General features: G+C 61.2%; 10 protein-coding genes. 2 read left to right on the top strand and 8 right to left on the bottom strand.

What is annotated here, in order from left to right; translation table 11 throughout:
* Positions 1–47: 47 nt before the first annotated feature.
* The 8 genes from alaC to hmpA all read right to left on the bottom strand — a co-directional run bounded on the left by alaC (position 48) and on the right by hmpA (position 8,980).
* On the bottom strand, positions 48–1,256 hold the full coding sequence (alaC, locus tag APH35_RS15175; RefSeq protein ID WP_012270562.1) for an alanine transaminase: 1,209 nt from the start codon (positions 1,254–1,256) through the stop codon (positions 48–50).
* 266 nt (positions 1,257–1,522) lie between these two features.
* Entirely contained in the window at positions 1,523–2,410 is an 888-nt protein-coding gene (gene cyoE, locus APH35_RS15170; RefSeq protein WP_012270561.1) for a heme o synthase, read from the bottom strand.
* Positions 2,411–2,421: 11 nt separating this feature from the next.
* On the bottom strand, positions 2,422–2,754 hold the full coding sequence (cyoD, locus tag APH35_RS15165) for a cytochrome o ubiquinol oxidase subunit IV (protein ID WP_012270560.1): 333 nt from the start codon (positions 2,752–2,754) through the stop codon (positions 2,422–2,424).
* A complete protein-coding gene (cyoC, locus tag APH35_RS15160) occupies positions 2,754–3,380 on the bottom strand; it encodes a cytochrome o ubiquinol oxidase subunit III (RefSeq protein WP_012051225.1) in 627 nt (208 codons plus the stop codon). Before cyoC ends, cyoD begins: the two co-directional genes overlap by 1 nt.
* Before the next feature lie 3 nt (positions 3,381–3,383).
* Positions 3,384–5,402, bottom strand: coding sequence for a cytochrome o ubiquinol oxidase subunit I (gene cyoB, locus APH35_RS15155; RefSeq protein WP_012270559.1), 2,019 nt, complete (start codon positions 5,400–5,402; stop codon positions 3,384–3,386).
* Between the two features lie 3 nt (positions 5,403–5,405).
* Positions 5,406–6,347, bottom strand: a complete 942-nt coding sequence (gene cyoA, locus APH35_RS15150; RefSeq protein WP_012270558.1) for a ubiquinol oxidase subunit II — start codon at positions 6,345–6,347, stop codon at positions 5,406–5,408.
* 559 nt (positions 6,348–6,906) lie between these two features.
* Entirely contained in the window at positions 6,907–7,413 is a 507-nt protein-coding gene (locus tag APH35_RS15145; RefSeq protein WP_012270557.1) for a disulfide bond formation protein B, read from the bottom strand.
* 388 nt (positions 7,414–7,801) lie between these two features.
* Positions 7,802–8,980, bottom strand: coding sequence for an NO-inducible flavohemoprotein (hmpA, locus tag APH35_RS15140; RefSeq protein ID WP_060515055.1), 1,179 nt, complete (start codon positions 8,978–8,980; stop codon positions 7,802–7,804).
* Positions 8,981–9,134: 154 nt separating this feature from the next.
* On the opposite strand from hmpA, the gene norR reads away from it, so the two are divergent.
* Together norR and APH35_RS15130 are read left to right on the top strand one after the other, a co-directional pair.
* Complete coding sequence (gene norR, locus APH35_RS15135; RefSeq protein WP_060494574.1) at positions 9,135–10,691, top strand: nitric oxide reductase transcriptional regulator NorR; 1,557 nt, start codon at positions 9,135–9,137, stop codon at positions 10,689–10,691.
* A 191-nt stretch (positions 10,692–10,882) separates the two neighbouring features.
* The coding region (locus APH35_RS15130; protein ID WP_156341220.1) for an Ig-like domain-containing protein at positions 10,883–13,500 on the top strand (2,618 nt) is incomplete at its 3' end.

The raw sequence follows: 13,500 nt of genomic DNA, 5'->3' as shown, positions 1-13,500 counted from the left end.
AAAGCTCTCACCTGAAGAAAGGGGGCCGCAAAGCGGCCCCCTGAAAATTACTTGTTGGTCAGCCCGTCAGCCCGGAACATCTGCCGGATCCCGCGAATGGCCTGGCGAATACGGTCCTGGTTCTCGATCAGGGCGAAGCGCACATGGTCATCGCCATAGTCACCAAAGCCGATCCCCGGCGAGACGCAGACCTTGGCCTCGGCCAGCAGCTTCTTGGAAAACTCCAGCGAACCCAGGTGCGCGTATTGCTCGGGGATCTTCGCCCACACATACATCGATGCCTTGGGGTTCTCGACCATCCAGCCCAGCTCGTGCAGACCTTTCACCAACAGGTTGCGGCGCTGGCGGTATTGCTCGGCAATGTCGCGTACACACTGCTGGTCGCCTTCCAACGCAGCGATGGCTGCCACCTGCAGCGGGGTGAAGGTGCCGTAGTCGTGGTAACTCTTGATCCGCGCAAGGGCGTTGACCAATTCGGGGTTGCCGACCATGAAGCCGATCCGCCAGCCTGCCATGTTGTAGCTCTTGGACAGGGTGAAGAATTCCACCGCAATGTCCTTGGCACCAGGCACCTGCATGATCGACGGGGCCTTCCAACCGTCGTAGACGATGTCGGCGTAAGCCAGGTCGTGTACCACCAGCACGTTGTACTGCTTGGCCAGGGCCACCACGCGCTCGAAGAAGTCCAGCTCCACGCACTGGGCGGTGGGGTTGGACGGGAAACCGAGAATCATCATCTTCGGCTTGGGAATCGACTCGCGGATGGCCCGTTCGAGTTCGTTGAAGAAGTCCACACCCGGCACCAGTGGTACCGAACGCACCTGAGCGCCGGCAATGACCGCACCGTAGATGTGGATCGGGTAGCTGGGGTTGGGCACCAGCACCGTGTCGCCCTGGTCAAGGGTGGCCAGCATCAGGTGGGCCAGGCCTTCTTTGGAGCCAATGGTGACAATGGCTTCGCTTTCCGGGTCGATGTCGACCTCGTAGCGTTCCTTGTACCAGTTGGAAATGGCCCGACGCAGGCGCGGAATGCCACGAGAGGTGGAGTAGCCGTGGGTGTCTTCACGCTGGGCAACCTGCACCAGCTTCTCGACGATGTGCGGCGGGGTGGCGCCATCGGGGTTGCCCATGCTCAGGTCGATGATGTCCTCGCCACGGCGGCGGGCAGCCATCTTGAGTTCGGCAGTGATGTTGAAGACGTATGGGGGGAGACGATCGATGCGCGCAAAGCGGCGCGGCGAACCTGGGATGGCCATGGCTTCCTCTGAGTACGTAAGCGCCCGGAACCGTCCGAGCGACGCTGGCCGATGTGGCGGCCTGAATCAGAAGATAATGCCGAAACAGGATATCTGTAAAGGAAGATTTCCTGTTTATATATATTTTTTCAGACGTATTTTTTGAAAATACGAAATCTATGTTTCAGGACTGACCTCTGGTTCATCCGCGAAGAGGCCGACACTGGAAAACACCCATAAAAAAACCCCGGCACATGGCCGGGGTTTTCGTGAAACAGGCAGCAGTATCAGCGTGCGTAAGTCATCAGCACGTCCGCAGCGGTCTGGCTGTCCACACCCATCATCACGCTCAGGGCAGTGACGGTGAGGATGGAGAAGCCGAATACCTTACGGGCCCACTTGCTGTCGTCCTCGGCCTTGTAGCCACCCCAAGCCATGTACAGCCAGTACAGGCCCATGGCAGCCGCCACGGCCAGGTAGCCGAGGCCGGCGTAACCGCCGAGGGTAAGCATCAAGGTGGCGAGCACGAAGGCCAGCACGTACAGCACGATCTGCTTCTTCGCCGCAAGAACACCGCGCGCCACCGGCAGAACCGGAATGTTGGCAGCACTGTAATCCTTGAAGCGGAAGATCGCGATGGCAAAGCTGTGCGGCATCTGCCACAGGCTGAACATCACCAGCAGGGTTACCGCAGCCAGGTCGAAGCTGTTGCTGACGGCGCAGTAGCCGATCACCGGAGGCATGGCACCGGACAGGCTGCCGACCAAGGTGCCGTGCACCGATTTACGCTTCAGCCACAGGCTGTAGAAACCGACGTAGACGATGAAGCCGATCAGCGCGCAGAACGCCGACAGCGGGTTGGCCTGAACATACAGCAAGCTGAAACCCGCCACCCCGAGCAGGGTGGCGTAGATCAGCGCGAGGGGCAGCGACATGCCGCCCTGCACCATGACGCGGTTCTTGGTGCGCTCCATCTTGTGGTCGATGTCACGGTCGATGCAGTTGTTGAACACGCATCCGGACGCGACCACCAGCGAAGTACCGATCACCACCGCCAGGAACAGGGCGAAGTCCACATGGCCCTTCGAGGCAAGGAAGAAACCGCCTGCCACGGAAAGCACGTTACCGAAAATGATCCCCGGTTTGGTGATTTGGATAAAGTGCTTAACGGACATGCAGTCTTACCTCACTTGGCCAACATTTCGAAGTGGATGCTGAACATGATCCACAGCGACAGGCCGACAAGCAGAGCGATCACCATGGTGGTGAACAGGAACGTCGATACGTTGTTGCGTTGCTCTTTCGAGCGGTCCATGTGCAGGAAGTAAACCAGGTGAACAACTACCTGGATCACGGCCATGGCAACGATGATCAGTACGGTCAGGTTCTTCGGCAGGCTGGCGGTCATGGCCAGGCCGAACGGGATCGCAGTCAGGATAATCGACAGTACGAAGCCGATCATGTACGACTTGACGCTGCCGTGGTTACCTTCGTGATGAGTGTCGTGTGCGTTAGCCATTACAGAACTCCCAGCAGGTAAACGACGGTGAATACGCAGATCCAGACCACGTCCAGGAAGTGCCAGAACAGGCTCAGGCAGCTCATGCGGGTCTTGGCGGTCGGCGTGATGCCGTGCTTGTTGATCTGGTACATCATGATTGCCATCCAGATCAGACCAGCAGTCACGTGCAGACCGTGGGTACCTACCAGGGCGAAGAAGCCCGACAGGAAGCCACTGCGCTGCGGGCCGAAGCCTTCGCTGATCAGGTGATGGAATTCATAGATTTCCATCGCGATGAAGCCTGCACCGAACAGGAAGGTCACAGCCAACCAGCCCAGTACACCCGCTTTCTTGCCATCGAACATCTTCAGCATGGCGAAGCCGAAGGTGATCGAGGACAGCAGCAGGAACAGCGTTTCAACAGCTACGAAATCGAGCTGGAAGATGTCATGACCCGACGGGCCGCCGGCAAAACTGCCGGACAGCACCGCGTAGGTGGCGAAGAGCGACGCAAACAGGATGCAGTCGGTCATCAGGTACAGCCAGAAGCCCAGTACGGTCATCTGGCCCGAGTCGTGGTGGTGGTCGTCATGCCCATGGTCGTGACCATGAGCAGCGCCGCCGTGCATTACTTGACTGGACATTGATTACACCCGCTCAAACGATTCGACACGTGCGCCGGCAGGCAGAGCACCTGCTTTGGCCAGCGCTTTCATACGCTCGCCTTCGATGCGCGCCACTTCTTCGGCCGGAACCATGTAGCCCTGGTCGTCACGGGCAGCGTGGCGAACGAAGACAGCGATGGTTGCAACCAGGCTTGCGCCAACCAGCCACCAGATGTGCCAGATGAAGGCAAAGCCGAAGACGGTCAGGAACAGGCCCATGAACAGACCCGTCGAGGTGTTGCTTGGCATGTGGATGGCGTCGAACTTGGTCGCCGGCTTGTAAGCCTTGCCGGTTTCCTTGGTTTCGTGCCATGCATCCAGGCCAACCTGCTCAGGCATGTGGGCGAAGTTGTAGAACGGAGGTGGCGACGAAGTCGACCATTCCAGGGTACGGCCGCCCCATGGGTCGCCGGTCACGTCCAGGTTCTGGTTGCGGTCGCGAACCGATACGTACAGCTGGATCAGCTGGCAAGCGATACCGAACAGGATCAGCACGGCGCCGACAACGGCTACGTACAGGTAGGGTTCCCACAGTGGGTTGTCGGAGTGGTTCAGACGACGGGTCATGCCCATGAAGCCCAGGGCGTACAGCGGCATGAACGCAACGTAGAAGCCCGACAGCCAGAACCAGAAGGCAGCTTTGCCCCACTTCTCGTTCAGGGTGAAGCCGAAGGCTTTCGGGAACCAGAAGGCGAAACCGGCGATGTAGCCGAATACCGCGCCACCGATGATCACGTTGTGGAAGTGCGCAATAACGAACAGGCTGTTGTGCAGAACGAAGTCAGCACCCGGAACGGCCAGCAGTACGCCGGTCATGCCACCGATGGAGAAGGTGACCATGAAGCCCAGGGTCCAGAGCATCGGTGCGGTGAAGCGCACACGGCCTTGGTACATGGTGAACAGCCAGTTGAACAGCTTCACACCGGTCGGGATGGAGATCAGCATCGTCGCCAGGCCGAAGAAGGTGTTGACGCTGGCGCCGGCACCCATGGTGAAGAAGTGGTGCAGCCATACCGCAAAGCCCAGGATGGCGATCGCGCCCGATGCGTAGATCATCGAGTGGTGGCCGAACAGGCGTTTGCCAGAGAACGTCGAAGTCACTTCCGAGAACACGCCGAAGGCCGGCAGGATCAGGATGTAAACCTCAGGGTGACCCCACGCCCAGAACAGGTTGACGTACATCATCGGGTTCCCACCAAGCTCGTTGGTGAAAATGTGGAAGTCCAGATAACGGTCAACAGTCAGCAGTGCGAGTGCAGCGGTCAGAATCGGGAACGAAGCGACGATCAGTACGTTGGCCCAGGTGCAGGTCCAGGTGAAGATCGGCATGTCCATCAGCTTCATGCCAGGTGCGCGCATCTTCATCACGGTGACGAGGAAGTTCACGCCGGTAAGCGTCGTACCCAATCCGGATAGCTGTAGCGCCCAGATGTAGTAGTCGACACCCACCCCAGGGCTGTACTGAATGCCCGCGAGCGGCGGATAGGCAACCCAGCCGGTCTTGGCGAATTCACCAACGCCCAGCGAGATGTTGACCAGCAGCACGCCTGCCAGCAGCAGGTAGAAGCTCAGGGAGTTCAGGAACGGGAAGGCAACGTCACGTGCACCGATCTGCAGAGGAACCGCCAGGTTCATCAGGCCGGTGAAGAACGGCATCGCCATGAAGATGATCATGATCACACCGTGAGCGGTGAAGATCTGGTCATAGTGTTCAGGCGGCAGGTAGCCTTCGGAGCCACCGGTTGCGGCAGCCAGCTGAGTACGCATCATGATGGCGTCGGCAAAGCCGCGCAGCAGCATGATCATCGCGACGATGATGTACATCACGCCGATCTTTTTGTGGTCGACAGTAGTCAGCCACTCGCTCCACAAGTAGGTCCACTTGCGGAAATAGGTGATAAGACCGACGACAGCGATACCGCCGAGCGCGATCATGGCAAGCGTCACCATGACTATCGGCTCGTGATAGGGTATCGCCTCCAGGCTTAGTTTACCGAACATCTCTTACTCCTCTGCACCGGCAGCTGGTTGCATACTCGATTCCACACCCTTGGTTGTGGCCAGATCTTTGCTGCCTGCTTCTTCGTGGCTACGGCCGCGGTTCATGCCTTCGTACTTGTCGACGATCAGCTGGAACTGCTCAGGCGAAGCCTCGCTATACAGCGCGACTGGGTTGTTTTCGCTTGGTTTGGCCAAGGCGTCGTATTCGGCCTTGTCCAGCTTCTTCGGCGACTGCTTGACCTCGGCGACCCACTTGTCGAAGTCTTCCTGAGAGGTGGCAGTAGCCTTGAATTTCATGCCGGTGAAGCCAGCACCGCTGTAGTTGGCGCTGATACCGTCGAACTCGCCGTTTTCGTTGGCGATCAGGTGCAGCTTGGTGGTCATGCCGGCCATGGCGTAGATCTGGCCACCCAGGCCCGGGATGAAGAACGAGTTCATCACGGCGTCGGAAGTGACGCGGAAGTTGACCGGGGTGTTAGCTGGGAAGACGATCTTGTTGACCGTGGCAATGCCCTGCTCCGGGTAGATGAACAGCCACTTCCAGTCCAGCGCGACCACGTCGATCTGCACCGGCTTCACATCGGAATCCAGTGGACGGTATGGGTCCAGCTTGTGGGTGGAGTGGTAGGTGACGTAACCCAGGGCGATGATGATCAGGATCGGGATGATCCACACCGCAGCCTCGATCTTGGTCGAGTGCGACCAGTCAGGGGTGTAGGTGGCTGCCTTGTTGGAAGCACGGTACTTCCAGGCGAACGCCAAGGTCATGATGATGACAGGGATTACCACCAGCAGCATCAGGCCGGTAGCGATCAGGATCAGGTTCTTTTGCTCAATGCCGACCTGGCCCTTCGGGTCGAGCAGGGTCCAGTTGCACCCACTGAGTAAAAGCATGCCTAAAAAGGGCAATATGCCAAACAGTCTGGGGTAACGCTTTTTACTCATCTCACGACCTCTAGATCAGCTTGCTTCAATGCAATTTGTGTTTTGGTAGCCAACACTTCGTCCTGCCAAGTGAGGCATTTCGCGCCCGTACTCGCTCCTGCCTGGGGTCCGACTGCAGGACCTTGGCTTCAAGCGGGTTAGCGGTGCTTATGGTTTCGTAGGCAACAGGCCTGTACTTCAGACCAAGTCCATTTGGTGCGGGAAAACGCGGAGGGGTGTCCGCCCGGTATCGCCGTTGGGCGAAACTTGACGAAGTCAGCAAAAAGGAGCGCTGGGGCTTCCTTCAATCCTGCGACTCGCAAGCAGTGCCGAACGGAAATTGGGGGCGATTGTAGATAGGTCGCCAACCCTTGACTATGACTTATTGAGCAACAGTCTTTTACAGAATACGTAACAATGCTGCTCAATAATTCAACTTCGCGACAGTTTGTCGCACCCCGCTTGCTAGGCCTCAAAGCCGCATTCTGCAAGGCCTAGAGATTGATCTGGATCAAGCGGTGCGCAACTTTTCGCTCTTCTCATGCGGTGTAAAAGACCCCATGCAATTCGGGACTTTTGTCTAAGCCTGGCGTCGGTTGCGGTAGATCCCGAGCGGAACCAGCACAGCAGTCAGCACGAACGCCACAAGTGCCCATTGCGCCAGCGACAGGCCGAGGATCGGCGGGTACGGCGTGCTGCAGAAGCCATCGACCTGGAACGCCAGCGGCCACAGCTTGGCCAGTGGCAGGTCATCCACGATCGGCTGCAGGGTATCGATGCCGCAACTGACCATGGGGTTGGCGAGTATATACACATGGTTGCCGGCCGCAACGACTCCGCCAATGGCACTGAGCACCACCAGCGCTTCGAAGAAGCTCAAGCTGCGGCGCCCAGGCATCGCTGCGGCGATGAAGGCAAACACGGCAATGAACAGCAGCGCATAACGCTGCAGGATGCACAATGGGCAAGGTGCCTCGCCCAGCACCACTTGCATATAGAGAGCGCCGCCGATCAGCGAGAGGCAGATCAGGCCCAGCAGCACCAGAAAGCGCCGTTCCCGATTCAGGCGCGATGTTTGTTCGTTCATTACCGGTTCCTTCGATGGATAGTGGCAGCGTGGTCCGCCTGCCTGAGCGCAAGTCTACACGCTGGGCAAGGCCTGTGAGCGTGCCGAGGAAGCGGCGTGATAGCGCTGCGCAGGGCTATCCGGTGTGGCTGAGACCGGCCGCAACGACGTCGGTTCAACGCCGAGCGGCAAAAAAACGGCTGCCCGAGTGCCGCGCAGGGGCAAGCCCCTCGACACCCGGGAGTGAAGGATACCGTGATTAAAGGAGGATTAAAGATGAAAGCGCTGTGCCCGGTTTCATCTTTCCTTATATATAGGCAGGAAGGTGTAGTGCCGCAGGGATAAAGATATTTGCCTGTACCGGCCTTTTCACGGGCTTGCCCGCGAAAGGGCCGGTACAGGTTTCACATCACTCCAAGGCAGCCGCCGGCCCGAAGAACTCATAACGGCTCTGCTGCTCCGGCACACCCAGGCCCTTCAGCTGGCGCTTGACCGCGGCCATGAAAGCCTTGGGCCCCAGGAAGTAGGCATCCACATCACGCTCCTGCGGCAGCCATTCGGCCAGCAGGTCTTCGCTCAGCAAGCCCACGGCATCGGCTGCAGCGCCACCTTCTGGCTCGGCATAGCAGTAGAAGCGCTTGAGTTGCGGATGACGCGCTGCCAGCCCATCGATCCAGTCACGGAAGGCATGCACCGCGCCGTTACGCGCACAGTGAATGAAATGCACCTCACGGCGGGTTTGCAACGCTGCCTGCAGCATCGCCAAGGTCGGAGTAATGCCTACGCCACCGCTGATCAGCACCAGCGGCTTGTCGCTGGCGGCCAGGGTAAAGTCACCCGCCGGCGGGAACAGCTGCAGGGTATCGCCCACCACCAGCTCATCGTGCAGGTAATTGGAGACCTTGCCACCCGCCTCGCGCTTGACGCTGATCCGGTACTCCTTGCCATCGCACAGCGCCGACAGGGAGTAGTTACGGCGCTGCTCGGCGCCGTCGATGTCCAGCTTCACGCCGATGTACTGGCCAGGCTCGGCCTTGAGTACCGGTTTGCCGTCCACCGGGGCAAAGTAGAACGAGACGATCTCGCTGCTTTCCTGCTCGCGGCGCACCAGGCGGAATTCGCGAGTACCGCGCCAGCCGCCTTCGGCCTCTTCCTTCTCTTTATAGAGGTTCTCTTCAGCACCAATCAGGATGTCGGCCAACTGGCCATAGGCCGCACCCCAGGCATCGATCACGGCAGGGGTGGCGATGTCCTTGCCAAGCACCTCCTCGATGGCGCGCAGCAGGCAGCTGCCGACGATCGGGTAGTGCTCCGGTAGAATCTGCAGGGCAACATGCTTGTTGATGATCTGCCCGACCAGGCCACCCAGTTGTTCCAACTGGTCGATATGGCGGGCATACATCAGCACGCCGTTGGCCAGCGCACGCGGCTGGTCACCGCTGGCCTGGTGGGCTTGGTTGAACAGCGGCCGTACCTCCGGGTACTCACTGAGCATCATCTTGTAAAAGTGAGTGGTCAGTGCTTCGCCGCCGCTTTCCAGCAGGGGTACAGTGGCTTTGATGATTGCACGTTGTTCGGCATTGAGCATTGCAACAACTCCTGAGCCTGTGGCTTCAAATGACTGTCCCTGCTACTACAGCAATCGTGCCAACTTTTATCGCCCGCAAAATCAGGGGTTTGACGCAGGTCATGTCAAAACGACCTATCCCAGCGTATAGTCATATCGACCTATAGGAGTCCATATGACCACAAAGCCGTTGCTGACCGCCCTGCTGCCTCTGGTAAGCGACCTGTCCCGTGATTTGCCCGACCAGGAACGCTACCGCCGCCTGCTGCAGGCCATGCGCAGCCTGCTACCGTGCGATGCTGCCGCACTGCTGCGCCTGGATGGTGAATGGCTGGTGCCGCTGGCAGTGGATGGGCTGAGCCCGGACACCTTGGGCCGGCGCTTCCGGGTCAGCGAGCACCCACGGTTCCAGATACTGCTCAGCCGCCCGGAACCCACCCGCTTTGCCAGCGACTCCGAACTGCCCGACCCTTACGATGGCCTGGTCAACGCCACCGATGCCGACCTTGAAGTGCACGACTGCATGGGCTGCCCGTTGATGGTCGATGAGCGCCCCTGGGGCCTGGTCACCCTTGACGCCCTCACCCCCGGGCAGTTCCAGAGCCTGGAGCTGGACGCCCTGCAGGCCTTCGCCAGCCTGGCTGCCGCCACCGTTACCGTGGCCGAGCGCATCGAGCACCTGGCCCTGCGCGCCGAAGACGAACACCACCGCGCCGAGATCTACCGCCAGGCCAGCGGCCAGGATAAAGAGCTGATTGGCCAAAGCCCCGCGCACAAACGCCTGGTAGAGGAAATTCGCCTGGTCGGTGGCAGTGACCTGACCGTGCTGATTACCGGCGAAACCGGCGTCGGCAAGGAGCTGGTGGCCCAGGCCCTGCACCAGGCCAGCAGCCGCGCCGACAAGCCGTTGATCAGCCTCAACTGCGCTGCCCTGCCCGACACCCTGGTGGAAAGCGAACTGTTCGGCCATGTGCGCGGTGCCTTCACCGGCGCGCATGGCGAGCGCCGTGGCAAGTTCGAACTGGCCAACGGCGGCACGCTGTTCCTCGATGAAGTGGGCGAACTGCCCCTGACGGTGCAGGCCAAGCTGTTGCGCGTGCTGCAAAGCGGCCAGTTGCAGCGCCTGGGCTCGGACCGCGAGCACCGGGTGGACGTGCGCCTGATCGCCGCTACCAACCGCGACCTGGCTGCCGAAGTGCGTAACGGCAACTTCCGCGCCGACTTCTATCACCGCCTCAGCGTGTACCCGTTGCACGTGCCGCCGTTGCGCGAACGTGGACGGGACGTGCTGCTATTGGCTGGCTATTTCCTCGAACAGAACCGTTCACGGTTGGGTCTGAACAGCCTGCGCCTGAGCAATGAGGCCCAGGCCGCACTCATCGCCTACGACTGGCCGGGCAATGTGCGCGAGCTGGAGCACCTGATCGGCCGCTCGGCACTCAAGGCGCTGGGCCAGCACCCCGACCGGCCACGCATCCTCACCCTCGAAGCCATCGATCTGGACCTGCGCGTATCGCCGGCAATGCCAGGTTCGCCGCCCTCCCCCGCGGCCCCGTCGCCAGCGGCCACCCTGCCTGAAGGCGGCCTGCGCGAAGCGGTCGATATCTACCAGCGCCAAGTGATCGAGGCCTGCTTGCAAAAGCATCAGGACAACTGGGCAGCAGCGGCGCGTGAGCTTGGCCTGGACCGCGCCAATTTAAGCCGATTGGCCCGCCGGTTGGGGCTTCGCTGAGACCTACTCACAAAAGGATTAACCCAGAAAGCCATCTGGTTGCTTCCACCCTGGCTGCTATATCTCCCTAACCACCCCATTCTCGACTGCCTGGTCGAGGCTGTGCGTAAAAAGCCCGGAAATGGCTCTGCTACGCAGGTTGTGGCCCGAACAGTCGGGCCGGGGGATCCGGATACCAGCAGGGAGCATCCATGGACAACATCGTCGTCGCCGATAAGCAATCCGAAGTCGCCACTCAGAGCGCCTGGGGCAATATCAATCTCAAAGGGCCAGGCGTCGTGCAGATGCCGGTATCGCCCGACAAGGTGGCCACCGTTACCCAGCGCGGGCAAGACTTGATCGTGACCCTGAAATCCGGTGAAAAGGTCACCATCGGCAACTTCTTCGCCGTGGACCAGGCCGGGGTTGGCAGCGACATCGTCTTCGTCGGCGAAGACGGCACCCTGTGGCACGCCCAGTATGACGCGGCAGCGTTCACCGGTTTCACCTTCGAGGACGTGGCTTCGCTGGACGAACTGGTTGCAGGGATCGGCACCGCCGGTAGCGCCATGTCGACCTTCGCGATTGCCGGGCTCAGCCTGCTCGGTGTCGGGGGTGTGGCGGCTGCGGCCAATCACAGCGGTGGCGGCAGCAGCGGTGGCTCGGACCCTGACACCACAGCACCGGCCACGCCCATCGACCTGCTGGTTTCGCCGGATGGCCTGCGCCTGACCGGCCGCGGCGAAGCGGGCACCACGGTGAACATCCGTGACGCCGCCGGCAACCTGATTGGCAGCGGCACCGTGGCAGCCGACGGCAGTTTCAATGTGGCGTTGAACCCGCCACAGATCAACAACGAAAACCTTGAAGTCACCCTGACCGATGGCGCGGGCAATGTCTCGGCGCCCGGCACTGTCACCGCCCCGGATGTGACGGCGCCGCTGGCACCGACCGACCTGGTCATCGACGCACAGGGCACCACCCTTACCGGGCGTGCCGAACCGGGCTCGACGGTTTCGGTACGGGGCACAGGCGGCGTGCTGCTGGGCACTGGGGTGGCCGGTGCGGACGGCCAGTTCAGCATAACCCTGCAACCGCCACAAACCGACGGCCAGGCCCTTGAAGTGAGCGCGGCAGACGCGGCCGGCAATACGTCGCCTGTGGCCAGCGTCACCGCACCCGACGTCGACAACCCTGACACCACCGCCCCCGACCAGCCGACCGATCTGGCCTTGGCCAATGGTGTAACCCTCACTGGACGTGGCGAGCCCGGCGCCACCGTGCAGGTGCGTGATGCGGCCGGCAACCTCATCGGCAGCGGCCTGGTGAATGCCGACGGTAGCTTCAGCCTTACGCTTTCGCCTGCCCAGGCCAACGGTGAAGCCCTGGATATCCGCCAGGTCGACGCCGCCGGCAACAGCTCGATACCGCTGGAATTCACCGCCCCCGACATCACCCCGCCCGATGCTGTCAGCAATATTTTGGTTGGCCCGGGTGGCGCGGCGCTCAGTGGGCGTGGCGAACCGGGTGCCACCGTCGAAGTGCGCGATGCCAACGGCAACGTGATCGGCACGGGTGTGGTCGGTGCCAACGGCACTTTCCTGATCGACCTGAATCCCGCCGCGCAGCCGGGTGAACACCTGAGCCTGGTGCAGACCGACCCGAGCGGCAACGAATCCGTGGCCCTGGAGTACGACGTTCCGCTGACCACTGCCCCAACCAGCCCGAGCAACCTGGCTATCGACGCCGACGGCACCACCCTCACCGGTACCGCGCCGGCTGGCAGCCGCGTGGAAGTGCATGATGCCAACGGCACCCTGATCGGCAGCGCCATCGCCAATGCCGATGGCAGTTTCAGCATCGAACTGAATCCGGCCCAAGCCAATGGCGAACTGCTGGACGTGGTCGCTATCGATGACAGCGGGGTGTCCTCGCTGCCAGCACAAGTCACTGCACCCGATATCACTGCACCTGCGGCCCCGACCGAACTGGCCGTCAGTGCTGACGGTACGGTGCTCACCGGCCGTGCCGAACCCGGTAGCACGGTACGTATCTTGGCAGCCGATGGCACTGAACTAGGCACTGCCGTGGTCGGCCCGACCGGCGTGTTCAGCATCAACCTGACTCCGCCACAAGTAGACGGCGAAGTGCTGCAGGCCACTGCCACCGATGCCGCTGGTAACACCTCTGTGGCCAGTTCGGTCACCGCGCCGGACATCGACGGCGGTGATACCACGCCACCAGATGCCCCAACCAACCTGGTCATCGGCCTGGCCGGCAGCCAACTCAGTGGTCGCGGCGAAGCCGGCACCACCGTGCAGGTCCGCGATGCGGCAGGTAATCTACTGGCCACCGGCACTGTCGGCCCGGATGGCACGTTCGTGGTAGCCCTGAGCCCCGTGGTGAACGACGGCAGTACCCTGCAAGTCACCTTGACCGATGCTGCTGGTAACGTTTCCCAACCGGGCTCGGTCACCTCAGCCGACCTGCTGCCGCCCGCACAACCGACAGACTTGGCCCTGGCCGACGGCGTGACCTTCACCGGGCGCGGTGAGCCCGGCGCCACTGTGCAAGTGCGCGACGCTGCAGGTACGGTCATCGGCACGGGTATCGTCGGTGCCGACGGCCTGTTCAGCCTCACCCTGTCGCCTGCCCAAGCCAACGGCGAAGCGCTCGACGTGCGCCTGGTGGATGCTGCCGGCAACACCTCGGCCCCGCTGCAGTTCGATGCGCCGGACATCACCCCGCCCGATGCTGTCAGCAATATTCTGGTTGGCCCGGGTGGCGCGGCGCTCAGTGGGCGTGGCGAACCGGGTGCCACCGTCGAAGT

It is taken from the genome of Pseudomonas sp. NBRC 111132, assembly GCF_001320565.1.
Taxonomy (GTDB): Bacteria; Pseudomonadota; Gammaproteobacteria; order Pseudomonadales; family Pseudomonadaceae; genus Aquipseudomonas; species Aquipseudomonas putida_P.
This window is presented reverse-complemented; position numbering and strand designations above follow the sequence as displayed.

What these genes read in the sequence shown, in the direction of transcription:
- cyoE (WP_012270561.1), bottom strand. Translation starts at nt 2,410, where the DNA reads ATGTCCGTTAAGCACTTTATCCAAATCACCAAACCGGGGATCATTTTC.
- hmpA (WP_060515055.1), bottom strand. Translation starts at nt 8,980, where the DNA reads ATGCTCAATGCCGAACAACGTGCAATCATCAAAGCCACTGTACCCCTG.
- cyoC (WP_012051225.1), bottom strand. Translation starts at nt 3,380, where the DNA reads ATGTCCAGTCAAGTAATGCACGGCGGCGCTGCTCATGGTCACGACCAT.
- cyoA (WP_012270558.1), bottom strand. Translation starts at nt 6,347, where the DNA reads ATGAGTAAAAAGCGTTACCCCAGACTGTTTGGCATATTGCCCTTTTTA.
- cyoB (WP_012270559.1), bottom strand. Translation starts at nt 5,402, where the DNA reads ATGTTCGGTAAACTAAGCCTGGAGGCGATACCCTATCACGAGCCGATA.
- alaC (WP_012270562.1), bottom strand. Translation starts at nt 1,256, where the DNA reads ATGGCCATCCCAGGTTCGCCGCGCCGCTTTGCGCGCATCGATCGTCTC.
- norR (WP_060494574.1), top strand. Translation starts at nt 9,135, where the DNA reads ATGACCACAAAGCCGTTGCTGACCGCCCTGCTGCCTCTGGTAAGCGAC.
- cyoD (WP_012270560.1), bottom strand. Translation starts at nt 2,754, where the DNA reads ATGGCTAACGCACACGACACTCATCACGAAGGTAACCACGGCAGCGTC.
- APH35_RS15145 (WP_012270557.1), bottom strand. Translation starts at nt 7,413, where the DNA reads ATGAACGAACAAACATCGCGCCTGAATCGGGAACGGCGCTTTCTGGTG.